Genomic DNA, 23,105 nt, shown 5'->3' on the forward strand with positions numbered 1-23,105 from the left:
CTTCCGATCTGACGGTAGACGATGCGGGGCCGCCGCGAACAGGGCACACCCGCCCATCGGGCGCACCCAGTTTCCGGCTTGTCGCATCGGCGTCCCCCGAGCGGACGCGACACCTTCCTGAAGCGGTCCGGGAAGTTCTTCACCGGCACACTGCTACGGACCCTCGCGCAGGGCGTGCTCTTCGTCCTGCTGGCCCGAGAGATGTCGATCGACACCTACGGGCTCTTCGTCGGCGTCACCGCCCTCGTCGCCGTGGTCTCCCCGTTCGCGTCCGCCGGCGCACCGAGTCTGATCTTCCAGAGCTATGCCGAGGCCCCCAGCGAGTGGGCCCTGCACCTGATGCGGGGCCTGGTCCTGACCGTCGTCTTCGGTGTGGGCGCGACCGTGTTGGTGAGCGCGGCCGGGGTGGCGATCTGGGGTAGCGAGATCAGTGCGGTCGACATGCTCTGCCTCGCTGCCGCCGACCTGGTGGCCTGGCGGCTCATCGAGGCCGTGGCCGCGTCGGTGCAGGCCCGGGGCAAAGTCTTCGTCGCCTCGGTCATCCCCGCCCTGCTGCACGTGTTCCGGCTGGTCGGCGCGCTGTTCCTCGCTGCGGCGGACGAACCGATCTCCCTTCGGAACTGGGCTCTCACCGCGCTGGCGGTCTCCGTCGTGGTCTGCCTGCTGACGACCTGGTACGGGTTGCGCGGCGGCGGAGGCGGTTCCTGGTCCGTCGGGCCGGCGCTCAGCCAGGCCCGCAGCGGACTGCTGTTCGCCGTCGGCCTCTCCGCCCAGACGGTCTACAACGACATCGACAAGGTCATGCTGTCCCGGATCGGCACCACCGAGGCTGCGGCGATCTACGCGGCGGCCTACCGGGTGGTGGACTTCGCCTACACGCCGGCCCGGTCGATGTCCGCTGTCGCCTACCCCCGCTTCTTCGAGGTCGGCCGCGAGGGACCCCGGGCGGCGCTCGGGCTCGCCCGTCGCCTTCTGCCTCGCTTCCTGATGTTCAGCGTGCCGAGCAGCCTGCTGCTGGTCGCAATGGCCTGGACCATGCCGCTGATCTTCGGACCGGAGTACGAGGCGGCGACCCTGGCACTGCAGGGCCTCAGCGCGATCCTGGTCCTGAAGTCGATCCACTACCTGGCAGCGGACGCCCTCTCTGGAAGCCGACTCCAGGGCCGTCGTACGGTGTGCCAGATCGCGGTGGGCGTCGTCAACGCGGGGCTCAACGTGTGGCTCATCCCCGCCTACGGATGGCAGGGCGCGGTCGTGTCGAGCCTCCTGTGCGACGCTCTGCTCGGCATGCTGCTGTGGGGGTGTCTCATCATCGCCCTGCGGCGACACCCGCACCGCGATGCCGTCGTCGAACCGGCAGCGGTACCTGACCGAGAAAGGGTCTGACGTGACCACCATCTTCGGTGTCCTACTGACCGTCGGTGGCGTAGCGGTGGCTCTGTGGTTGATCCGAATGCGGCGGTCCGTCGCCACCGCATTCGGCGACCCCGCATCGGCGGTCGCCCTGGTCGGATTCGCGGTGCTCACCAACGCGGCCCCGGCGCTCGCCGGCAGCCACAGCTCGATGCTTATCGGTGTGCTGGTGGTCGCCCTGCTGGGCTGGCTGGTGCTCTCTGGCCGTGGTGTCCTCAGCGGCCCGTCCGACCTGTGGCTCCGGATCTCGCTGGCGATGGCCGGCGGCCTGCTCGTCTGGTGCGCCTTCATCGACGTCGTCACCGGCACCGGGATCTACGGGTCGCGGTTGCCGGCGTACGCGGCGTCCGGGCTCCTGCTGATCGCCGTCTGGATGATGGCCGCCCGCACCACAGTCAGCGTGCGGGCGATGGCCTACACCGGGCTGGCGGTCCTGGCGCTGCTGACCATCCCGACCGCTGTGTACGGGCAGGCATGGCGGACGTGCACCGGCGGGAAGCTGGAGAAGTGCTCGCTGGCCGGTGCGCTGTTCAAGAGCTTCTACAACTCCGAGAACTACGCGGCGATGCTGGCGTCGTTCACCCTGGTCGCCGCGTTCTGCGCGATGCGCCGCCTCGAACTGGTGGCGACGGCGTCGTTCTGCCTGCTGGTGATCGTCGCCACCGGCTCCCGCACCAGCTACCTGGCCGTCGGCGCGGTAGCCGTCTGGATGCTGGGCGCACTGCTCGTGCAGCGTCTGCGACCCAGCCCGCGGATCCCCTTCGCCCTCTGCGTGGCGCTCGTCGTCGGCGCACTGACAGCCGCCACGTATCTGATGTGGAGCGCGTCGAAGACCACGCTGAGCAACCGCGGCAACATCTGGGTCGCCGCCCGCGAGTACCTCAGCGGCCGGGAGGCCGTCGGCGTGGGCGTCTCGAAGTGGTACTACCTACAGGACATCGAGAAGGCACCGACCCACTTCTTCCACTCCGGGTACGTCCTGGTCATCTTCTCCGGCGGGCTGATCGCGCTGACCCTGTTCGGTCTGTGGATGGCCACCCTGCTGCACCGCAATGTCGAGGACGGGCACGCCTTCACCGCCAAGGCGCCGGTGGTGCTCCTCGTCGTCTACTCGTTCACCGAGGTCGTCTGGAACCCGCTGTCGGTGGACGGGCTGACCTGGATCGTCGTGCTGCTGGCCCTCACCACGTCGGCGTCGGCCGCCCCGGCCCGCACCCCGGCACCGGGGCCGGTGGACCTGGTGGACCGCCCGGTTCGGTTCGCCACCCTCAAACGGTTGACGGGACGGCACGACGCCGCCGCCGTCGCGCCGTAGTGACTAGGCAGCACCGATCGGCAGGCCCTTGAAGGCCAGCAGACCGACCCCCGTGGCGTTGACGCACCAGGGCCCGGCGTCGCCCCGGTAACTCAGCCCGGTCGCGCCATCGGCCGGGCCGGAGAGGCTCAGCACGAGCCGCCCTCCCTCGCGGTACTCGACGCCGGTGACGGTGGCGGTGCTGCCGTCGATCGTGAAGTCGGTGCCCGCGCCAGCCCGGACGGTCAGCGGGTCAACGTTACGGAGCTGAACCACCACCTGGGTACGCCGCGCGTCGGTGAAGGCGGCCGACCGAGGGTTCGGGGCGGACACGCCCCCGCTGGGGCCGCGGTGGATGTCGCGGGCCAACACGGCGAACGCCTGATCGCCCAACTCGCGGTAGCCCCCTTCCCAGGCGAAGTGGCACGCCTCCCGGCCGGTCAGAGCGCTGGTGGACAGCAGCGTCACCTTCAGAGTGTCGGCCATCCGCCGTTGCGCCTCACGCAGCGGGCCAGCGGAGGTGTTTCCGCACGGTGAGCTACCGACCTGGACGACGTAGTACCGCGTGCCCCCGTCGACCCGGAAGCCCACCTCCCGGCGCCAGTCGCTCAGCAGCGCGGTGAACCCGGCGACATGCCCGACGGCGTCGTTGTTGTCGGCCTCGCCCTGGTACCAGAACACCGCGCGGACCTCGCCGACCACGTTGGCGGCGGTGAGTCGTTGCCGCAAGCGGCCGTAGTTGGTGCGCAGGTCACCAGGGTTGCCGTCGTTGCGTTGGAAGAACGACACGACCTTGCTGTTTTCCGCGCCGTTGATCACAGCTACCGGCACCTGGTAGGTGTCCATGAGCCGGTGGGCCGCGCGAATCCCCCACTGGCCGACGGAGCCGGGCTGCCGGACCGTACCCGAGACGGCGTAGTTCCAGGTACGGTCCGCGCCGGAGAGGACCCGATCCCCGGTCGTCGAGCCGAAACTGCGGACGTACGGGGACTCCTCGCCGATCGACGATCCCCGGTAGCTGGCCGCCACCGCGTTGGACTGGCCCTGGATGACGTACACGTCGCCGGACACCACGCCCTCCCACAGGGCTGCCCGTCGGGCAACGCCGTCGCCGAGCACGTGCAACTCGAATCGGTACTCCCGCAGCGCGGCGGTGATCCGCTGCCGGAACGCGAACTCACCGCCGGCCCCGACGGGCACCGTCTCGTCCCAGGCGTCAGCCCCGCTGACGACCTTGAGGCGTACGGCCTTGACCCGTGGGTCGGTCGCCTTGCCGGCCACCGGCACGACCGCGCCGCCGGCCGCGTCCCGGGGGTACAGCTGCCGATCCCGAGGGTGCTGACCGACGGTGAGGACCGAGGCGCGGGCGTAGACCGTCAGCCGACGTTGGGTGTACGTGCCGGCGTTACCGGCTGCCGTCCAGTCGGGGTGGCCGGTGGGGGCGGTCCCGATGCCCACCGACAGCGGCTGGACGTCCGAGGTGAAGCCGTTGACCGCGAGAACCGTCTGCGGGGCCGCCGTGGCCGGGCGGGTGGCCGCGACGGTGTGCACCTGGAAGGAGCCGTACCCGATCGACGAGTACACGTCGTCGTCGGCGTCGTACCGGTCGGCGGCGGCGCCGGGGACCTGGCCGGAGTTGACCGGCCCGTACTTGTTCGGCCACATCTCCAGATAGCCGGTGAGACCGGTGCCGGTGGCCAGGCCCGGCGCATTGGTGGCGACCTCCAGATCGGCGATCCGTTGCCGGACGATCTGACCGGCCCGGGTCGGTGGGCCGAGGCGTCGGGCGTCGGTCGTGAACGGCGACATGGCGGTCCACACCCACTGCGTACCGGTGGGGCTGGTCAACTCCAGGCAGTAGCCGATCCGGTCGAACCCGCCGGCCACGGTGCCGGCCCGGTCGAACGAGAGGGCAAGCGGCCTCTTGGGGTCGTACCGCTCGGGCAGGTCGAGGGCGCTGACCGGGGTGAAGCCGGCCATACCGTGCGCGTTGGCGGCACAGCTGGTGCCGTCGATCGGCGCGATGGGCGGCGGGGTGTCCACGTCGGCGGCCGACCAGGCCGCATCCGGTGCGCCGGTCCTCGACGGCGACCAGCCGAGCACGGGGACGGCCGCCAGGAGCAACACGACCACCCCGAAGCCGATCCAGGCCGGTCGGGGCACCGATCGGAGGCGGGCCCACGGAGGGTGGGGACGAGACACCCGGGAAACCTCCACAGTGTGGGCAGCGTGTCGTGCCCAGATTAGGCGATGCGCCACACCCGACGACGCCGGCACGACCGCCGGCCGAACCGGTGCCGATCCGGGGCGTAGGTCGGCCCCGCTGTCTGAAATGATGCCCGCCATGGCCGCAACGAGCACGACAACGGCGGCGGGTAACCGCTCCGCCGGTGTCGACCTCCTCCGGATTGTCGGAATCGCCGCGGTTGTCGCGGGCCACGTCTGGAGCGACAGCCTGACCCGGGCGTCCATCTACACCTGGCACGTACCCGTGTTCTTCGTCCTGACCGGCTACTTCTGGTCGCCCGGTCGACCCCTCGGCGGGGAGTTGCGCAAGCGGTGGACGACCCTGGGCGTGCCCTACGTGGTGTGGTTCCTCCTCCTGGTCGCGGCACTGCTCGCAGCGGACGCCGCGACAGGCCAGGTCGCACCGGGAACCATCGGTGACGCGCTCTACGGCGGCACGGCTGCGGTCCGGCCGTTCTCCGCTTTCTGGTTCGTCTCGGTGCTCTTCATCGCGGCGGTCGCGTTCCGGTGGCTGGAGCGGTTCCCCGCCGCGGTCGCCTGGACGGTCGCGGTGGTCGGCCTGGTCACCGCGTACCTCGCGCCCGGCGTTGTCACCGCCGGCCCGCTCGGGCTCTTCCTGGTCCCGGCGTGCCTGGTCTTCGTGCTGGCCGGGCGGCTGCTGCGGCGACTCCGCCCGCGCCTTCCGGCCAGCGCCGGTGCGGCGGCACTCTCGATCGGCGTCGGCTTCGTGCTGCTCGGCCTCAACCGGGACCTGGACCTCAAGGCCGGCGACTTCGGCTCCCCGGTGCTGGGGGTGCTGACCGCGATCCTGATCAGCGTCGGCCTCATCCGGCTCGCGGAGGAACTCGACCTGCGCATCGGCGTGCGGGCGTCGCGGGTGATCAGTCGACTGGCCGGTTGTGGCATCGCCGTCGTGCTGAGTCACGCGGGCATCCTGTGGGTGCTGAAGACGCCCAGGTCCGGTGGGGTGCTCGACCTGGTCGCCGCTCTCGTGGTCCCCTGGGCGTTCGCGTGGATCGTCATCAGCACGCCGTTGGGCCCGTGGTTGACCGGCACCCGGATCGGCGGGTCCGCGCGGGCCGCCACCGGCGTGGCGCCTCGCCCGGGCGCCGCGCAGACGCACTAGAAACGGCTGTTGCGCCGCCGCGCCAGGAGCATCGCCACCGCCACCACGATGGCCACCGCGAGCGCGCCTCCGGCTGCGGCGATCACCGGCACGGCCCAGCTCGACCCGCCTGAATCGTCGTCGGACCCCCGGCTGTCGACGGCCGCCTGTCGATACGACTGGGCCAGCAGGTTCGTCGGGGAGTTCCGCGCGGCCTCGTCGAATCGGGCGATGGCGGTCGACTCGTCCCCGGCGAAGTACGCGTCGAGGCCGCTGCGGTACTGGTTGTCGGCCTTGCCGAGCGCGTTCGTGACGCCTGCGGCTTGGAGTAGGGCGGTCATGGCGGAGACCGGCACGACGAGGCGGTTCGCCTTGTCGGGCCGCAGAACGTCGTTGTCCAGCATGCCGACCACCCGGCCGCTCGGGTCGATGGCGATCCCGCCCCGCGAGTAGAGCCCGAGATCCTCATTGATCCGGTACGGGTTCAGCGGAGTCGAGGAGTCGATTCCGGTCACGGTCACCGTCTTCGACACCACCGTGTAGGTGGCGGCGCGGAAGCTGGTGTCGGTGGTGCCGTAGCCCAGCACGAGCAGTGACGTCTCCGGGCTGACGCTGGCCGACGTGTTCAGCTCCGACGTGGGCAGGTTCTTCTGCTCCAGCTTGATCAGGGCGACGTTCCCCGCCTCGATCGGCAGGGCCCTCACGACGGTGCCGGCGATCGCTGGGCTGTCCGTCACCTCGCCCTTGGCGATGTTGAGCTGCCCGTACAGCCGGGTCTCCGGCTGGTCGCCGGCATTGGCGCCGGTCAGGACCGAGGTGCTCAACCGGCTGCGGGTGTAGGTGCTGATGTCCTTGGCTTGCAGGCTGCCCTCGGCGACGAGCCGGTTGGCCACGGCGTTCAGGGCACCCCCGACCAGGACGTCCGGAGTGGGCTGCACGCACTGGCTGTTGCTGAGGACGTACCCCTCGTGCTGGACGACCACGCCGCTACAGCGCCGGCTGAAGGTCACCGGGGCCTTGTCCAGCAGGGCGCCACCGGCCTTGTTGCGGACGTACCCGGTGAACATGACCTCCACGAAGACCATGGACGGACCGGCAACGGCCAGTGCGTGCTCCTCGGGGCTGCGCAGGGCGGCCTGCGCCCAGGGCTTGAGGCCGGGGGCGAGCGGGGTCGCGGCGGGGAAGCCGCTGGACGTGGCGGTCGGCGGGGGATCCGGCTCGCCGGGCTCATCCGAGCTGAGGGCGTAGATGCCGGCGCCCCCACCGACCACGGCCACCAGGGCCAGCGCGGCCACACCGGCCCAGAGGCCGGTACGCCGCTTGGGCGGCGCCGAGGGCTTGATCCGTCGTACCGGGGCGGCGTACGGGTCGAACGGGGGCACGTCGGCCGGTGGGCCCGACACGGTGGCCGGCGTCGGGGCGCCATCGTGGCCGGCCGGCGAGGCGGGTGCGCTCGACACCGGCGTGGCCGAGACGGGGTGGGCAGGCGGCTGGTTCGGGATCGCGGCCGACTGCACCGCCCACGGGGCATGCGGCATGTCGACGACCGGCTGCGGCGCGCCCGACACGGGCTGCGGCACACCGGACACCGGCTGGGGCACGCCAGACACGGGCTGCGGCACGCCGGACACGGGCTGCGGCACACCAGACACGGGCTGCGGCACACCGGACACCGGTTGGGGAGGGGCGGAGACGGGTCGGGGGGCGGCGGGCACCGGTTGGTACTCCACGCCGAGTGCGCGGAACAGCTTCTCCGGGGCGGGTCCGGCCTCGGCGGCGTACGCCACCCAGGGCGCGGCGGCCGAGAAGTCGGCGTACGTGATCGGGGGCCCGTCGGGCGACTGGGCGAGCGCGTTCGCGACCTCGGCGAACGCCTCCCGCCAACCGGGGGCGGCGGCAACCGTCGCGTCCAGCACGGCCACGCTCACGAACCGGCCCTGCTCGTCGATGGCGGCCCAGGCCTTGCCCACTGGTGAACCGCCCAGCAAGTGGGTGAACCTGTAGGGGCCTTCCGGCTGCATGCCAACTCCTCCGCTCGACCGCCAGGCGCATGGTACCGACCGGTGCCACAGTCAGTCGCCCGGCGGTCACCCGTCAGCTCGTCCCGCCGTCACCTTTTGCTGATCACGACCACTGGCTCCGGTCCGGACGTGACGCGTTGCACGCGATAGTCGGCGAGCGCCGCCTGCCAGACGGGCTCACTCGGGTGGGTGTACGTGCGGACCAGCCAGACCCGGGTGCCGGGCGGCTGTTTCGCGGCCCGGGCCAGAACCTCGTCGAGGGCGTCCTTGATGGACGGCGCATCGGCGGCTTTCGGGAGGATCACGTCGGCGCGGGTGGGCATGGTGAGGGTCCAACCGACGGTGCCGCTGACCGGCGCGACCAGCTTCAGCGGATCCTGGTCGGAGTAGAGCGTGAACCCGAACCAGGCGGGCCCACTGACCACGACGAGGTCGTGTGGCCCCTTGTGCGCCGCGACGTACCGTGTCGACGTTCCGATGTCGGTGATGGCCTGGTGCGCCCGCCAGACCCCGGGTTCGTTGCCGTCCGTGCGGTACCAGCGGTGGTTGACGGTGGCGAAGCTGGCGAGCAGGACGGCGCAGGTGACGGCGGCCACCACGCCCGGTGGTAGCCGGGGCAGCCCGCGGCGGGCCAGGACGACGGTCAGGTCGGCCAGACCGACGATGCCGATGCCTGCCACCAGGCCCGCCACCACGATCAGGAAATGGGACGTGCGCGGGTCGAGCAGCGGGTAGATCCCCGCGACGCCCAGCCCGATGGCCGCCACCGGCAGCAGGAGGACGGCGATCGCCGGGGCGGCGTGTCCGCGTCGGAACAGCGTGAGGACGCCGAGCACGAGGAGGATGGCGAGGATCGACACTGGTGCGCCGAGCATCGGCGACAGCGCCTTGGTCTGCCGCACGAGGTGTGCGGGCAGTTCGGAGACGCTCGGCAGGAAGGCGTCCCAGTAGTCCCGCATGGCGTCGTTGTTGCCCCGGGCGGACACTCCGAAGTAGACGGCGGCGACGAGCGCGCCGGCGACCAGGCCGGCGACTGTCGCCTCGGCCGTCCTCGCCCACTCCCGGCGCACGGCGACGGAGAGCAGCAGCCCTCCGAGGACGCAGACCGCGACGATGGCGGTCGTGTGACTCAGCAGCATGCCCAGGCCCACCGCGGCCACCACCACAGCGAGTCGCCGCCGAGACCAGGAGCGTTCCGTCCAGGTGGCCAGGGCGAGCAGGCAGACCGCCACGGCGGCGTCCGCTGTGTACTGCTTCAGGTCGTGGCGGGTCTGCTGGACCGGCAGGAGCAGGACGGCGAGCCCGGTGACGACGCCGATGAGGATGCCCCGAGCGCGTTCGGACGCCAGCGAGCGGCCCAGAAGGTAGGCCGCGACGACGGTCAGCAGTTGGAAACCCAGGGGTACGACCCGGAGGTGGTCGATGTCCGGGACCAGTCGGAGCAGGAAACTCCACCCGATCGGGCTCGATGAGGTCGTCACCGGCAGGTCGGCGAGGGGGAAACGGACCGAGAGCGCGACCCACGCCTCGTCGCCCCAGTACTGGGCTGTCAGCCACGACCGGATGTCGTTGACGACGAGGAAGGCCCCGAGAAGAGCGATGACCGGCACCGTCTCCCCGACCGCTGCCCGGTGGCGTCGAGGAGGGGCCGGACGAGAGGCGCGAATGGGCGGGGCGTCCTCGACTGCGACCACGGCGCTCCTTTTCGACGACGCGAATCCTGCTCGCGCTGCACGCCCGCATGTTACGAGTCGCGGCGGCTGAACGGGGGGCGGGGGTGACCCGAGGTGGTTGTCTATGAAAGTTTCTATGCATAGAGTCAGCTCATGAATGAAGGAGCTGTCGCGGCACCCGCTGACCGGGTGCTCGACCTGTTCCAAGGGGTGCGGCTCACCCCCACCCAGCGCCGAATCGCGCACTGTCTGGTGCAGCACGCCCCCGGCGTGGCGTACCTGTCCGCCGCCGAGGTCGCCGAGCTGGCCGGCGTGAGTCAGCCGTCGGTCACCCGGTTCGCCGTCGCGCTTGGCCACGACGGCTACCCGGCGCTTCGCCGCCGGCTGCGGGACCTCACCGGCTCGACTCCGGGCGGATCGACGGACGCCGGCAACGAACTCCAGCAGGCGGTACGCGCGGAGATGGGCAACCTGGACCGACTGGCCGGTCAGCTCGCCGACCGGGACCGGATCGCGGAGACCGGACGGCTGCTCGCCGAGAGTCGCCCACTGCCGGTGCTCGGCCTACGCGCCGCCGCGCCGCTGGCCGCGTACTTCGCCTACTTCGCGGCGAAGGTGCACCCGGACGTACGGGTCCTCGACGACGGCGGCAGCCTGCTCACCGACCGCCTGGAGCAGGCGGCCGAGGCCGGGGCGTCCGCCGTCCTGGCCTTCGTGCTGCCCCGCTACCCCCGGGAAACCCTGGACGCGCTGCGCGACGCCCGCCACGCCGGGTTGACAGTGGTGGCGATCACCGACTCCCCGGTCAGCCCGGCCACCGAGCACGCCGACGTGGTGCTCGCCGCCGCGGTCGGCGCGCAACTCGTCTTCGACCTGCACACCGCCCCGATGACCCTGGCCATGGTGCTGTTGCAGGCGATCTGCGACGCCACCCCGGCCGACACCCAGCGCCGACTGGAGGCGTTCGAAGCCTCCGCGGCCCGCCGACAGTTGTTCCTCGGTTGACCGGAGGAGAACCAGAGATGACCCAGCCCATTCGTGCCGCACGGGGCAGCCAGCTCACCACCCGTGGGTGGCAGCAGGAGGGCGCCCTGCGGATGTTGATGAACAACCTCGACCCCGAGGTGGCCGAACGCCCCGACGACCTGGTGGTCTACGGCGGCACCGGCAAGGCGGCGCGGGACTGGCCGTCGTACCACGCGTTGGTCCGCACGCTGACCGACCTGCGCGAGGACGAGACGATGCTGGTGCAGTCGGGCCGCCCGGTCGGGGTGATGCGCACCCACGAGTGGGCGCCCAGGGTCCTGCTGGCCAACTCGAACCTGGTCGGCGACTGGGCGACCTGGCCGGAGTTCCGCCGCCTCGAACAGCTCGGCCTGACCATGTACGGGCAGATGACGGCCGGTTCGTGGATCTACATCGGCACCCAGGGCATCCTCCAGGGCACCTACGAGACGTTCGCGGCGGTGGCCGCCAAACGGTTCGACAGCACCCTCGCCGGCACGCTGACGCTGACCGCCGGCTGCGGCGGCATGGGCGGCGCGCAGCCACTCGCTGTCACCATGAACGGCGGCGTCTGCCTGATCGTGGACGTGGACCGCACCCGGCTCGACCGTCGGGTGCACGACCGCTACCTGGATGAGGTCGCCGACTCCCTGGACGACGCGATCGCCCGGGTCCGCGCCGCGAAGCGGGAGCGCCGGGCCCTGAGCGTGGGCGTGGTCGGCAACGCCGCCGAGGTCTTCCCGGAGTTGCTGAACCGGGGCGTCGAGATCGACATCGTGACCGACCAGACCAGCGCGCACGACCCACTGGCCTACCTGCCGGTGGGGGTGGAGCTGGCCGAGGCCCGGGACTACGCCGCCGCGAAGCCGGCCGAGTTCACCGACCGGGCTCGCGCGTCGATGGCGACGCACGTCGAGGCGATGGTCGGCTTCCTCGACGCCGGCGCCGAGGTGTTCGACTACGGCAACTCGATCCGGGGTGAGGCGCAGCTCGGCGGCTATCAGCGCGCCTTCGACTTCCCGGGCTTCGTGCCCGCGTACATCCGGCCGCTGTTCTGTGAGGGCAGGGGGCCGTTCCGGTGGGCGGCGCTCTCCGGCGACCCGGCCGACATCGCGGCCACCGACCGGGCCATCCTCGACCTGTTCCCGGAGAACGAGTCGCTGGCCCGTTGGATCAAGCTGGCCGGTGAGCGGGTCGCCTTCCAGGGCCTGCCGGCCCGGATCTGCTGGCTCGGTCAGGGCGAACGGGACCGGGCGGGTGTGCGGTTCAACGACATGGTCGCCTCCGGCGAGCTCTCCGCCCCGGTGGTGATCGGCCGGGACCACCTGGACACCGGCAGCGTCGCGAGCCCGTACCGGGAAACCGAGGGGATGGCCGACGGCTCCGACGCCATCGCCGACTGGCCGCTGCTCAACGCCCTGGTCAACACGGCCAGCGGGGCTTCCTGGGTGTCCATCCACCACGGCGGCGGGGTGGGCATCGGCCGGTCGATCCACGCCGGGCAGGTGTGCGTGGCCGACGGCACCGCCCTCGCCGGGCAGAAGATCGAGCGGGTGCTCACCAACGACCCGGCGATGGGCGTCATCAGGCACGTCGACGCCGGCTACGAGAGCGCCCGCGAGGTCGCCGACCGCACCGGGGTCCGGGTCCCCATGACGGAGGGACCCGCGTGACGGACGACCTTTCCGCCCGGTTCCGGGCGCTGTGGGACGAGATCGCGCCGGTCGGGCGGGACGCCGACAGCGGCGGCTATCTGCGGTACGCGTTGACCGAGCCGGAGCGGGAGCTGCGCGCCTGGTTCCGGACGCAGGCCGAGCGCCGTGCCATGCCGGTCACCGAGGACGGCAACGGCAACCTCTTCGCCCACTGGGGTGACCCGGAAGCGTCCGACGCGGTGCTCACCGGCAGCCACTTCGACTCGGTGCCACACGGCGGGGCGTACGACGGGCCGCTCGGCATCGTGAGCGCGTTCCTCGCCGTGGACGAGCTGCGCGCCGCGGGCGTCACCCCTGGGCGGCCGCTGGTGCTGGGTGCCTTCGTCGAGGAGGAGGGGGCGCGCTTCGGCGTACCGTGTCTGGGGTCGCGGCTGCTCACCGGGGCGCTGTCGGCCGAACGCGCGGCCGGCCTGCGCGACGCGGCCGGGGTGAGCTTCGCCGAGGCGCTGGGTGACCGGCCGGCGGGCGCCCGCCCGGAGTTGCTGGGCCGGTTCGGCGCCTTCGTGGAGTTGCACGTCGAACAGGGCCGCGCGCTCGTCGACACGTCCGCACCGGTCGCGGTGGCCAGCGCGATCTGGCCGCACGGCCGGTGGCGCTTCGACGTCGTCGGCGAGGGCAACCACGCGGGCACCACCCGGATGGCCGACCGTCGCGACCCGATGCTGACCTACGCCTTCACGGTGCTGGCGGCCAACAAGGAGGCCCGGCTGCGCGGCGCGCACGCCACTGTGGGCCGGGTCGCCGTCGAGCCCAACGCCACAAACGCGATCCCGTCGAAGGTGACCGGCTGGCTGGACGCCCGAGCTGCCGACCCGGAGACACTGACCGGGCTTGTCGACGCGGTACGCGGCAAGCTCGCCGAGCGGGCCCGCCGCGACGGTACGACGGTGACGGTCACCGAGGAGTCGGCCACCCCGGTGGTCGCCTTCGACGGCGGGCTGGCCAACCGCCTGGCCACACTGCTCGACGCACCGGTGCTGCCCACCGGCGCGGGGCACGACGCCGGGGTGCTCGCCGCGTACCTGCCCACCGCGATGCTCTTCGTGCGCAACCCGACCGGCGTCTCGCACTCCCCCGCCGAGGCCGCCACCGACGACGACTGCGCGGCCGGGGTACGGGCGCTGGCCCGGGTGCTGGAGGAGCTGACATGCCGGTGAACGACGTGGCGAGCCTCTCCTCGGACGGCACGGAGCTGCGGCGTCGGTGGGTGCGGAGTCTCCGGCGTGGCGAGGTGCCGCATCTCCTGTTCTCGTCCTTTGGAGCTGATGTCGTAGACGAATCAGCCGAAGCGCCCCAACTGTCGGCATCACCCCGGCCGCCGGCGTCACCCCGGCCGCTGATCTCACCCCGGCCGCTGATGTCGCAGACGATTCAGCTCCACAGGAGGCGAGGAGTATGACCACCGCCCGCTGGCTCGCCGAATACGCCTGGCTGCCCGAGCACGCCGAGCCCACGCCCGACGTGCTCATCGAGGTCGAGGACGGCCGGATCACGGCGGTGACGCCGCTGACCCCGGGCAGCAGGCCACCGGCCGGGGTCGAGGTGTACCCCGACGCGGTGCCGCTGCCCGGCCTCACAGTCCCCGGCCTCGCGAACGGGCACTCGCACGCCTTCCACAGGGCGCTGCGCGGGCGTACCCACGGTGGGCGGGGTGACTTCTGGACCTGGCGGGACCAGATGTACGCCGTCGCGGACCGGCTGGACCCGGAGACCTACCTCGCGCTGGCCCGGGCCGTCTACGCCGAGATGGCGCTCGCCGGCATCACCTGCGTGGGCGAGTTCCACTACCTGCACCACAGACCGGACGGCGGGGCCTACGACGACCCGAACGCGATGGGCGCGGCACTGGTCGAGGCGGCCGCGCACGCCGGGATCCGACTCACTATGTTGGACACCTGCTACCTGACCTCCAGCGTGGACGGTCGGCCCCTCGCCGGCCCGCAGCGTCGCTTCGGCGACGGCGACGCCGCCCGCTGGGCCGAGCGGGCCGCGGCGTTCCAACCGACGGACCCGCACGTCCGGGTCGGCGCTGCCGTGCACTCGGTGCGGGCCGTCCCGGCCGATCAGTTGCACACTGTCGCCGACTGGGCCCGGGAGCGGCAGGCGCCGCTGCACGTGCACCTCTCCGAGCAGCCCACCGAGAACGACGAGTGCCGGGCCGTGCACGGGCGCTCGCCCACCGCCCTGCTCGCCGAGCACGGCGTGCTCGGGCCGCACACCACCGCCGTCCACGCCACCCACCCCACCAGCGCGGACCTGTCAGTGCTCGCCGACAGCCGGACCGCTGTGTGCCTCTGCCCGACCACCGAGCGGGACCTCGCCGACGGCATCGGCCCGGCCCGGCTGATGGCCGACGCGGGCATCCGGTTGAGCCTCGGCAGCGACAGCCACGCCGTGATCGACCTGTTCGAGGAGGCTCGGGCGGTCGAGCTGGACGAGCGGCTGCGTACCCGCCGGCGCGGCCACTTCGCGCCGCTGGACCTGCTGAACGCGGCCAGCGTCGCCGGGCACACCGCGCTGGGCTGGGCAGACGCCGGAAGGATCGCGGTGGGCGCCCGCGCCGACCTGGTGACGGTACGCCTGGACAGCGCCCGCACCGCTGGGGTGCCGCCGGTGGGCGCCTTCTTCGCCGCCGGCGCCGCGGACGTCGAGCAGGTGGTGGTGGACGGCCGGGTGGTGGTGGCCGAGGGCCGGCACCTGACAGTTGACGTGCCGACCGAACTGTCGTCCGCGATCGAGGCGGTGACACCCGCATGAGTGGCAGCCTGCTTGTCGACAACATCGGTGAGCTGGTCACCAACGGCGCCGGCGAAGGCCCGCTCGGCATCCGCCGCAACGCCGCGGTGCTCATCGAGGAGGGCCGGGTGGCCTGGGTCGGGCCGTCCGCGTACGCGCCCGCCGCCGACCATCACGTCGACGCCGGTGGTGCCGCCGTGCTGCCCGGTTTCGTGGACAGCCACGCCCACCTGGTCTTCGCCGGGGATCGGGCCGCCGAGTTCGCCGCCCGGATGGCAGGTCAGCCCTACACCGGCGGCGGCATCCGGACCACCGTCGGTGCCACCCGGGCCGCCACCGACGAGGAGTTGCGGGCCACAGTGCGCCGGCTGCGCGGGGAGGCGCTGCGCCAGGGCACCACGACCATGGAGATCAAGAGTGGGTACGGCCTGACCGTCGCCGACGAGGCCCGCTCCCTGCGGATCGCCGCCGAGACCAGCACCGAGACCACCTTCCTGGGCGCGCACGTGGTGCCCGCCGAGTACGCCGACCGCCCCGACGACTACGTGGGGTTGGTCTGCGGGCCGATGCTGGCCGCCGCCGCCCCGTACGCGAAGTGGATCGACGTGTTCTGCGAGCGGGGCGCCTTCGACGTGGACCACGCCCGCGCCATCCTGGCCTGTGGTCAGGCCGCCGGGCTGGGCGTACGGCTGCACGCCAACCAGCTCGGCCCCGGCCCCGGGGTGCAGCTGGGCGTGGAGCTGGACGCGGCAAGCGTCGACCACTGCACCCACCTGAGCGATGCCGACGTGGCAGCGCTGGCCGACACGGCCCACAGCGACGGGTCGGGCACCCGCACCGTCGCGACACTGCTGCCCGGCGCCGAGTTCTCCACCCGCTCGCCCTACCCGGACGCCCGCCGCCTGCTCGACGCCGGTGTCACCGTGGCGCTGGCGACCGACTGCAACCCCGGCTCGTCGTACACCTCGTCGATGCCGTTCTGCGTGGCCCTCGCGGTCCGCGAGATGCGGATGACCCCGGCGGAGGCGGTCTGGGCCGCCACCGCCGGTGGCGCGCGGGCGCTGCGCCGCGACGACATCGGTGTCCTCACCCCCGGCGCGCGGGCCGACCTCGTCGTCCTCGACGCGCCGTCACACCTGCACCTGGCCTACCGGCCCGGTGTCCCCCTGATCCGCCAGGTAATACGCAACGGAGCACCGCAATGACGCACGTGACCATCCAGCCCACCGGGATCACCGCCGACGACGTGTTCGCGGTGGCCCGCGGCACCGCCACTGTCGTCCTCGCCCCGGCCACCATCGACGCGATGGCGACCAGCCGGGCCATCGTGGACGGCATCGAGTCGTCGGGCCGTCCCGTCTACGGGGTCTCCACCGGGTTCGGCGCGTTGGCCAACACCTTCATCGCACCGGAGCGGCGGGCCGAGCTGCAACACGCGCTGATCCGCTCGCACGCCGCCGGGGTGGGCGCCCCGATGCCGCGCGAGGTGGTCCGGGCCATGATGCTGCTGCGGGTCCGGTCCCTCGCCCTGGGCCGATCCGGGGTCCGGCCGCTGGTCGCGGAAGCCCTTGTCGACCTGCTCAACCACGACATCACCCCGTGGGTGCCGGAGCACGGCTCGCTGGGCGCCTCCGGTGACCTGGCGCCGCTGGCACACTGCGCGCTGGTGCTGCTCGGCGAGGGCTGGGTGCTCGGCCCGGCCGGTGAGCGGCAGGACGCGGCAGACGCGTTGACCGCCGCCGGGCTCAAGCCGATCGAGCTGGCCGCCAAGGAGGGGCTGGCGCTGATCAACGGCACCGACGGCATGCTCGGCATGCTGTTGCTGGCCATCCACGACGCGGCGCACCTGTTCGCCATGGCCGACGTGACGGCGGCGCTGGCCATCGAGGCGATGCTCGGCTCGGAGCGGCCGTTCCTGCCCGAGTTGCACGCGATCCGGCCACACCCCGGTCAGGCGGCGTCGGCGGCGAACATCCACCGCCTGTTGCAGGACTCCCGGGTGATGGACTCGCACCGCGACGACCTGGCGCACGCCGTGCAGGACGCGTACTCGATGCGCTGCGCGCCGCAGGTGGCCGGCGCGGCCCGCGACACCCTGGACTTCGTCCGCACCGTCGCTGGCCGGGAGCTGGTGTCCGTTGTGGACAACCCGGTGGTGCTGCCGGATGGCCGGGTCGAGTCGACAGGCAACTTCCACGGCGCACCGCTCGGCTTCGCCGCGGACTTCCTCGCCATCGCCGCCGCCGAGGTGGGCGCGATCGCCGAGCGGCGCGTCGACCGGCTGCTCGACGTCACCCGCTCCCGGGAGTTGCCGGCGTTCCTCTCCCCCGACGCCGGCGTCAACTCCGGGCTGATGATCGCCCAGTACACGGCGGCCGGCATCGTCGCCGAGAACCGTCGGCTGGCCGCCCCCGCGTCGGTGGACTCGCTTCCCACCAGCGGAATGCAGGAGGACCACGTCTCGATGGGCTGGGCGGCGGCCAAGAAGTTGCGTACCGTCCTGGACAACCTGACCAGCCTGCTCGCTGTGGAGCTGCTGGCCGGCGTACGCGGCCTTCAGCTGCGCGCCCCGCTGGAGCCGTCCCCGGCCGGCAGGGCGGCCGTCGCCGCGCTCGGTGCGGCAGCCGGCGAGCCCGGACCGGACGTGTTCCTCGCCCCGGTGATGGAGGCGGCCCGTGCCGTCGTCGCCGGGCCGGAGTTGCGCGCCGCCATCGAACGGGAGGTCGGCCCGCTGGGCTGATCTCCAGCGGGTCGCTGTCGTCCGCCGCGGGTCAGGCGGCGGGCGACAGCACCTGGCACACCCCGGCCGAACTGTCGGCTGCTGCTGCTAGCGTTCGCCGCCGTGGAGAACGAGGAGCAGGGGCTCAGCGAGCAGATCGAGGACTTCGTCCGCCGTCAGGTGGCGCTGGCCGAGTTGCCGGCCGCCGCGATCGTCGCCGCAACGATTGAGTACCTGCACGGCGAGGCGAACCCGGCGGAGGTCGAGGCCCACGCCTGGCCGGTGGTGACCGAGGAGTTGAGCGCGCACCTGGCCGCCCAGGCGCAGTGGCCGGAGGTCACCGACAGCGACCGGCTCACTGCGGCGTTCCGGACGCTCTCGGCAACTGGGCTGGTGGCCCGGGAAAACTTCGCCTGCTGCCAGAACTGCGGCGTCGCCGAGATCGGCGACGAGGTGCCGCGCGGACGCACGGCACGGGGGTACGCGTTCTATCACCAGCAGGACGCCGAGCGCGGCGTCGACGGCTCCGGCGTCTACCTGACGTGGGGCCTCTTCGGGCAGCCCGCAACTGTGGACGTCGGGGAGGAGATCGCGGTCGCGTTGCGCGCCGAAGGGTTGACGGTGGACTGGGACGGCCACACCGGCACCCGGATCAGGGTCTCGCTGACCTGGCAGCGACGCCGGATCGGTCGGCTGGCCGCGCTGCCGGCCACCGTCGACGACGACATCGACATCGACGTGGCGCTGCTGGACCAGTGGACGGGGTTGGACGCCCCGACCGAGGGTCTGTCGTCGGCCGCCCGGCTCGCGGGCCTGCACCTGCCCTGGTTGCCTGCCGGCGTACGGATCCGGGTTGCTCATGAGGACGCCGCTGTCGTCGTTCGGCGGGAGGGGGACACCCTGGTGGGCACGTACCCCGAGCAGGGCGGGCGGGAGCTGACCGTCGGCCGGTACGACGGCATGGATCTGATCCGCCGGTTGACCGACGGGTCGCTCCCGGCGGCCGCCCTGCCGGCCCCGCCCGACTTCCTCGAGGCGACCTACCAGTACCGCGGCAGCGTCCAGAAGGACGTGCCGCTGGACGCGGCCGAGGCGCGCCTCCTGCTGCGCGCGATGCGGCCGCTGAGCACTGACTTCCTGACCGCCTTCGGCCGCTCCGGCGGCTGTGTGCAGGTTGCCTGGGAGCGCGACGGGCTGTGGCTGGAAGAGCTGGACACGCTGCGGTCCACCTCGACCGGGCGGATCGCCACCATCGGCGAAGCCGAACGGATGCTCACCGTGCTGGCCACTGAGGACCGCGTCCCGGTCGACGAGTTGGGCGGCGACCTCGTGACGAAGCGCTGGTGAGACGTGTCGGGGTGCTCAGGCGGCGGGCGGCAACACCTTGGCGATCAGCTTGGCCAGCTCGCGCAGCGCCTTGCCCCGGTGACTGATGGCGTCCTTCTCCGCCGGGGTCAGCTCCGCGTTGGTCCGGTCCTGTCCGTCGCCCAGGAAGATCGGGTCGTAGCCGAACCCACCGTCACCGCGCGGCGCGCGCAGCACCCGCCCGGACTGCCGCCCGTCGACGAGATGCTCCTTGCCGCCCGGCAGCACCAAAGCGACGGTGCAGACGAACGAGGCCGCCCGCTGCTCGTCGGGGACGTCGCCGATCTGGTCCAGCACCAGCTGAAGGTTGGCCTGGTCGTTGCCGTGCTGGCCGGACCAGCGGGCGCTGAACACCCCCGGCATCCCGTTGAGCGCGTCCACAGCGAGCCCGGAGTCGTCGGCGATGGTCGGCAGGCCGCTCTGCCGGCAACCCTCCCGCGCCTTGATCAGCGCGTTCTCGCCGAAGGTCAGGCCGGTCTCCGGCAGCTCCGCGTACTGCTCGATGTCGTCCAGCCCGAGCAGGGCGATCCGGTGCGCGCCGAGCGCGCCGTCCAGGATCCGCTGAAGCTCGATCAGCTTCTTACGGTTACGGGTGGCGAGCAGGACCTTGTTCATGCGAGTGCCTTCCGCTGGGCTTCGGCCAACTCGGAGCAGCCGGCGACGGCCAGGTCGAGCAGGGCGTCGAGCTGGTCGCGGGCGAACACGCCCGCCTCGCCGGTGCCCTGCACCTCGACGAAGTCGCCGGCACCTGTGCAGACCACGTTCATGTCCACCTCGGCGGCGACGTCCTCCTCGTAGCAGAGGTCGAGCCGGGCCTCCCCCGCGATGATCCCCACGCTGACCGCGGCCACCGAACGGTGCATCACCTTGTCCGGCTTGCCGGCCAAGGACTTGCGGGCGGCAAGCCAGCCCACCGCGTCGTGCAAGGCGACGTACGCGCCGGTGATCGCTGCCGTGCGGGTGCCGCCGTCGGCCTGGAGCACGTCGCAGTCGAGCACTATCGAGTTCTCGCCGAGCGCCTTGAGGTCGATGCTGGCCCGCAGACTACGGCCGATCAACCGGGAGATCTCGTGGGTACGACCACCGACCCGACCCTTGACGCTCTCCCGGTCGGAGCGGGTGTTGGTGGCCCGGGGCAGCATCGCGTACTCGGCGGTCACCCAACCGAGCCCGGAACCCTTGCGCCAGCGGGGCACCCCCTCGGTGACGCTCGCCGTGCAGAGCACCCGGGTGCCGCCGAACTCGACGAGCACCGAGCCCTCCGGATGGGTGCTCCAGCCTCGGGTCAGGGTCACCGGTCGAAGTTGAGAGGGCCCTCGCCCGTCAGGTCGCACCATGCCTGCACCCTATGCGGTGCGACGATCCACCTCACTCGCGGTGCCCCGGGGAACGCCCGCGCCGTACACCCCGAGGAACAACGGCGACCGCGGCCCGGCCTCGCGAACCGGGCGTGCTGCGTCAGACGTCGTAGCTGGCGCCGGGCCGGACCACCTCGAGCGGCCCGGTGTACGCGGCAGCGGCCGACTCCAACGTGTGCGCCTCGCTGCCCCAGGCCGGCACCAGGTGGGTGAGCAGCAGCCGACCCACAGCGGCCTTGGTCGCCGCCTCGCCGGCCTCCCGGCCGGTCAGGTGCAGATCCGGCGGATTGTCCATGCCGTCGAGGTAACTGGCCTCGCAGAGGAACACGTCGGCGTTCTGGGCCAGCCGCAGCAGCGCCTCGCAGGGCGCGGTGTCCGACGAGTAGCACAGCGAACGGCCGTCGTGCTCCAGCCGCACACCGTACGTCTCGACGGGGTGGTTGACCCGGTCGACCGTGACGGCGAACGGGCCGATCGGGAAGGTGCCCGGCTGGAGCGCGTAGAACTGGTACACGTCCTCCACCGAGCCGTCGTCGCCGTACGCGGCGCTGAGTCGGTCCGGCGCGCCGGCGGGCGCGTACACCGGCAACGCCGGGTAGGGGCCGTCCGGGGCGTACCGGCGCACCACCACGTACAGCACGGCGTCGAACATGTGGTCACAGTGCAGGTGGGTCAGGAGGATGGCGTCCGGGGCGTGCAGACCCGCGTACCGCTGGAGGCTGGACAGCGACCCCGAGCCGAAGTCGACGAGGAGCCGGAAGCCGTCGGCCTCGACGAGGTAGGCGGAGCAGGGCGACTCGGGGCCAGGGAAACTGCCGGCGCTTCCCAGAACGGTCAGTCGCATCGAGTGGTCTCGCTGTCACTATCAGTAGCACCCGTGCCGGCGATGGTCCCGGCCATGATCTCTACCGACGCGTACGCCACGCTGCGCAGCCTACGCTGGCGCACCCGGCAGCAAGAATCATCCAACGGAAGTTGTCACGAACGTGACACCCGCTCGCGGTACGTCGGGATGCGTACGGGCCGTCGACGAATGTCGACGGCCCGTAGTCGGCAGACCAGATCGGTCAGGCCCAGAGCTGCCCCTCCAGGGCGTCCTCGGCATCGGCGAGTGTGCCGCCGTACGCGCCGGTGGACAGGTACTTCCACCCGCCGTCGCAGACCACGAAGGCCACGTCGGCCCGCCGGCCGTCGCGCACCGCCTCGTGCGCCACCGCCAGCGCGGCGTGCAGGATCGCACCGGTGGAGAACCCGGCGAAGATGCCCTCCACCTCAACGAGCTGGCGGGTGCGCAACACCGCGTCCCGGGTGCCGACCGAGAACCGCCGGGAGAGCACCGAGGCGTCGTAGAGCTCCGGAACGTACCCCTCGTCGATGTTGCGCAGGCCGTAGACCAACTCGCCGTAGCGCGGCTCGGCGGCCACGATCTGAATGCCCTCGACCTTTTCCCGCAGGTAACGCCCGGTGCCCATCAGGGTGCCGGTGGTGCCCAGCCCCGCCACGAAGTCCGTGATGCTGGGCAGGTCGTGCAGCAGCTCCGGCCCGGTCGTCTCGTAGTGCGCCCGCGCGTTCGCCTCGTTGCCGTACTGGTAGAGCATCACCCAGTCGGGGTGCTCGACGGCGATCTGCTTCGCCGTGGCGACCGCCTGGTTGGACCCACCCGCCGCCGGCGAGAAGATGATCTCGGCCCCGTACATCCGGAGCAGCTGCACCCGCTCGGTGGAGACGTTCTCCGGCATCACGCAGACCAGCCGGTAGCCGCGCAGCTTCGCCACCATGGCCAACGAGATGCCGGTGTTGCCACTCGTCGGCTCGAGGATGGTGTCACCAGTGCGGAGCCGGCCAGCCTCCTCCGCCGCCCGGACCATGAACAGCGCCGCGCGGTCCTTGATGCTGCCGGTGGGGTTGCGGTCCTCCAGCTTGGCCCAGAGTCGCACCGGAGGGGCCCCGTCGGGCACCGTCGGGGAGAGTCGGGGCAGGCCCACCAGCGGCGTACCCCCGCAGGCGTCGAGCAGACTGTCGTACCGCGCCATGGCGGCCGACCTCAGCGAGCCGCGACGGCGTCGCGGGCCACAGCGGCGGTCGCACTCTGCGAGCTGATGCTGCGCGAGGTGATCGCCGCTGCCGCCGCGCTGTGCGAGCTGATCGCCGCTGCGGCGGCGAAGCCGAACGCGCCGCCGGCCACCGCCGGCAGGATGGTGACGCTGTCGCCGTCGGAGAGCTTCGCGTCGAGCGCGCCGAGGAAGCGGACGTCCTCGTCGTTCACGTAGACGTTGACGAAACGGTGCAGCGTGCCCGCGTCGGTGATCAGCCGGCCGCGCAGACCGCCGTGCCGGGAATCCAGGTCGGTGAGCAGATCGGCGAGCGTGTCGCCGGTGCCGTCGACGACCTTGGCGCCGCCGGTGTAGCTGCGCAGGATGGTGGGGATGCGAACTTCAATAGCCATGATGGGGA

18 protein-coding genes are annotated in these 23,105 nt (G+C 72.1%); 10 read left to right on the forward strand and 8 right to left on the reverse strand.

What is annotated here, in order from left to right; translation table 11 throughout:
* Positions 1–78 precede the first annotated feature (78 nt).
* Positions 79–1,386: an oligosaccharide flippase family protein gene (locus AB0C20_RS16250; RefSeq protein ID WP_357568281.1), complete on the forward strand. Its 1,308-nt coding sequence runs from the start codon at positions 79–81 to the stop codon at positions 1,384–1,386.
* 1 nt (position 1,387) lies between these two features.
* Complete coding sequence (locus AB0C20_RS16255; protein ID WP_357568282.1) at positions 1,388–2,728, forward strand: O-antigen ligase family protein; 1,341 nt, start codon at positions 1,388–1,390, stop codon at positions 2,726–2,728.
* A 3-nt stretch (positions 2,729–2,731) separates the two neighbouring features.
* Here the strand turns inward: AB0C20_RS16255 and AB0C20_RS16260 are convergent, their stop codons facing one another.
* Positions 2,732–4,870 carry a sialate O-acetylesterase gene (locus AB0C20_RS16260; protein WP_357568283.1) on the reverse strand — a complete coding sequence of 713 codons (2,139 nt, stop codon included), beginning with the start codon at positions 4,868–4,870 and terminating at the stop codon, positions 2,732–2,734.
* A 181-nt stretch (positions 4,871–5,051) separates the two neighbouring features.
* Here AB0C20_RS16260 and AB0C20_RS16265 point away from each other — a divergent pair, with 181 nt between their 5' ends.
* Positions 5,052–6,080, forward strand: a complete 1,029-nt coding sequence (locus tag AB0C20_RS16265; protein WP_357568284.1) for an acyltransferase family protein — start codon at positions 5,052–5,054, stop codon at positions 6,078–6,080.
* Here the strand turns inward: AB0C20_RS16265 and AB0C20_RS16270 are convergent.
* The gene (locus AB0C20_RS16270) at positions 6,077–8,080 is read right to left on the reverse strand and encodes a trypsin-like peptidase domain-containing protein (RefSeq protein ID WP_357568285.1); all 2,004 of its coding nucleotides are present in this window, start codon (positions 8,078–8,080) and stop codon (positions 6,077–6,079) included. The genes AB0C20_RS16265 and AB0C20_RS16270 overlap by 4 nt on opposite strands.
* Positions 8,081–8,169: 89 nt before the next feature.
* Positions 8,170–9,774 (reverse strand): DUF6541 family protein, encoded by a 1,605-nt coding sequence (locus AB0C20_RS16275; RefSeq protein ID WP_357568286.1) that lies wholly within the window; start codon positions 9,772–9,774, stop codon positions 8,170–8,172.
* A gap of 132 nt (positions 9,775–9,906) precedes the next feature.
* On the opposite strand from AB0C20_RS16275, the gene AB0C20_RS16280 reads away from it, so the two are divergent.
* From AB0C20_RS16280 to AB0C20_RS16310, 7 genes are all read left to right on the forward strand, one after another.
* Positions 9,907–10,758 (forward strand): MurR/RpiR family transcriptional regulator, encoded by an 852-nt coding sequence (locus AB0C20_RS16280; protein ID WP_112582219.1) that lies wholly within the window; start codon positions 9,907–9,909, stop codon positions 10,756–10,758.
* Positions 10,759–10,775: 17 nt separating this feature from the next.
* Positions 10,776–12,431 carry a urocanate hydratase gene (hutU, locus tag AB0C20_RS16285; RefSeq protein ID WP_238683405.1) on the forward strand — a complete coding sequence of 552 codons (1,656 nt, stop codon included), beginning with the start codon at positions 10,776–10,778 and terminating at the stop codon, positions 12,429–12,431.
* Positions 12,428–13,630 carry an allantoate amidohydrolase gene (locus AB0C20_RS16290; RefSeq protein ID WP_357184446.1) on the forward strand — a complete coding sequence of 401 codons (1,203 nt, stop codon included), beginning with the start codon at positions 12,428–12,430 and terminating at the stop codon, positions 13,628–13,630. Before hutU ends, AB0C20_RS16290 begins: the two co-directional genes overlap by 4 nt.
* Positions 13,631–13,868: 238 nt before the next feature.
* Complete coding sequence (locus tag AB0C20_RS16295) at positions 13,869–15,230, forward strand: formimidoylglutamate deiminase (protein ID WP_357568287.1); 1,362 nt, start codon at positions 13,869–13,871, stop codon at positions 15,228–15,230.
* Positions 15,227–16,414: an imidazolonepropionase gene (gene hutI, locus AB0C20_RS16300; RefSeq protein WP_357184440.1), complete on the forward strand. Its 1,188-nt coding sequence runs from the start codon at positions 15,227–15,229 to the stop codon at positions 16,412–16,414. The genes AB0C20_RS16295 and hutI overlap by 4 nt, the downstream gene beginning before the upstream one ends.
* Complete coding sequence (gene hutH, locus AB0C20_RS16305) at positions 16,411–17,949, forward strand: histidine ammonia-lyase (RefSeq protein ID WP_238683409.1); 1,539 nt, start codon at positions 16,411–16,413, stop codon at positions 17,947–17,949. The genes hutI and hutH overlap by 4 nt, the downstream gene beginning before the upstream one ends.
* Positions 17,950–18,051: 102 nt before the next feature.
* Positions 18,052–19,275, forward strand: coding sequence for a hypothetical protein (locus AB0C20_RS16310; protein ID WP_357184436.1), 1,224 nt, complete (start codon positions 18,052–18,054; stop codon positions 19,273–19,275).
* A 15-nt stretch (positions 19,276–19,290) separates the two neighbouring features.
* Here AB0C20_RS16310 and rdgB read toward each other — a convergent pair whose 3' ends face one another.
* The 5 genes from rdgB to AB0C20_RS16335 form a co-directional block, all read right to left on the reverse strand.
* On the reverse strand, positions 19,291–19,908 hold the full coding sequence (rdgB, locus tag AB0C20_RS16315; protein ID WP_266303539.1) for an RdgB/HAM1 family non-canonical purine NTP pyrophosphatase: 618 nt from the start codon (positions 19,906–19,908) through the stop codon (positions 19,291–19,293).
* Complete coding sequence (gene rph / locus AB0C20_RS16320) at positions 19,905–20,630, reverse strand: ribonuclease PH (protein ID WP_357184431.1); 726 nt, start codon at positions 20,628–20,630, stop codon at positions 19,905–19,907. Before rph ends, rdgB begins: the two co-directional genes overlap by 4 nt.
* Before the next feature lie 121 nt (positions 20,631–20,751).
* A complete protein-coding gene (locus AB0C20_RS16325; RefSeq protein WP_357184428.1) occupies positions 20,752–21,495 on the reverse strand; it encodes an MBL fold metallo-hydrolase in 744 nt (247 codons plus the stop codon).
* A 223-nt stretch (positions 21,496–21,718) separates the two neighbouring features.
* On the reverse strand, positions 21,719–22,684 hold the full coding sequence (locus AB0C20_RS16330) for a pyridoxal-phosphate dependent enzyme (RefSeq protein WP_328650747.1): 966 nt from the start codon (positions 22,682–22,684) through the stop codon (positions 21,719–21,721).
* Between the two features lie 11 nt (positions 22,685–22,695).
* Positions 22,696–23,097, reverse strand: coding sequence for a MoaD/ThiS family protein (locus tag AB0C20_RS16335; RefSeq protein WP_357184425.1), 402 nt, complete (start codon positions 23,095–23,097; stop codon positions 22,696–22,698).
* Positions 23,098–23,105: the final 8 nt, after the last annotated feature.

The sequence above is a fragment of the Micromonospora sp. NPDC048843 genome (assembly GCF_040649965.1).
GTDB lineage: Bacteria > Actinomycetota > Actinomycetes > Mycobacteriales > Micromonosporaceae > Micromonospora > Micromonospora hortensis.

Bases quoted from the DNA above. Each gene is read 5' to 3' on its own strand.
- AB0C20_RS16265 (WP_357568284.1), top strand. From the start codon at position 5,052: ATGGCCGCAACGAGCACGACAACGGCGGCGGGTAACCGCTCCGCCGGT.
- AB0C20_RS16270 (WP_357568285.1), bottom strand. From the start codon at position 8,080: ATGCAGCCGGAAGGCCCCTACAGGTTCACCCACTTGCTGGGCGGTTCA.
- AB0C20_RS16280 (WP_112582219.1), top strand. From the start codon at position 9,907: ATGAATGAAGGAGCTGTCGCGGCACCCGCTGACCGGGTGCTCGACCTG.
- hutU (WP_238683405.1), top strand. From the start codon at position 10,776: ATGACCCAGCCCATTCGTGCCGCACGGGGCAGCCAGCTCACCACCCGT.
- AB0C20_RS16295 (WP_357568287.1), top strand. From the start codon at position 13,869: ATGACCACCGCCCGCTGGCTCGCCGAATACGCCTGGCTGCCCGAGCAC.
- hutI (WP_357184440.1), top strand. From the start codon at position 15,227: ATGAGTGGCAGCCTGCTTGTCGACAACATCGGTGAGCTGGTCACCAAC.
- hutH (WP_238683409.1), top strand. From the start codon at position 16,411: ATGACGCACGTGACCATCCAGCCCACCGGGATCACCGCCGACGACGTG.
- rdgB (WP_266303539.1), bottom strand. From the start codon at position 19,908: ATGAACAAGGTCCTGCTCGCCACCCGTAACCGTAAGAAGCTGATCGAG.
- rph (WP_357184431.1), bottom strand. From the start codon at position 20,630: ATGGTGCGACCTGACGGGCGAGGGCCCTCTCAACTTCGACCGGTGACC.
- AB0C20_RS16325 (WP_357184428.1), bottom strand. From the start codon at position 21,495: ATGCGACTGACCGTTCTGGGAAGCGCCGGCAGTTTCCCTGGCCCCGAG.
- AB0C20_RS16330 (WP_328650747.1), bottom strand. From the start codon at position 22,684: ATGGCGCGGTACGACAGTCTGCTCGACGCCTGCGGGGGTACGCCGCTG.
- AB0C20_RS16335 (WP_357184425.1), bottom strand. From the start codon at position 23,097: ATGGCTATTGAAGTTCGCATCCCCACCATCCTGCGCAGCTACACCGGC.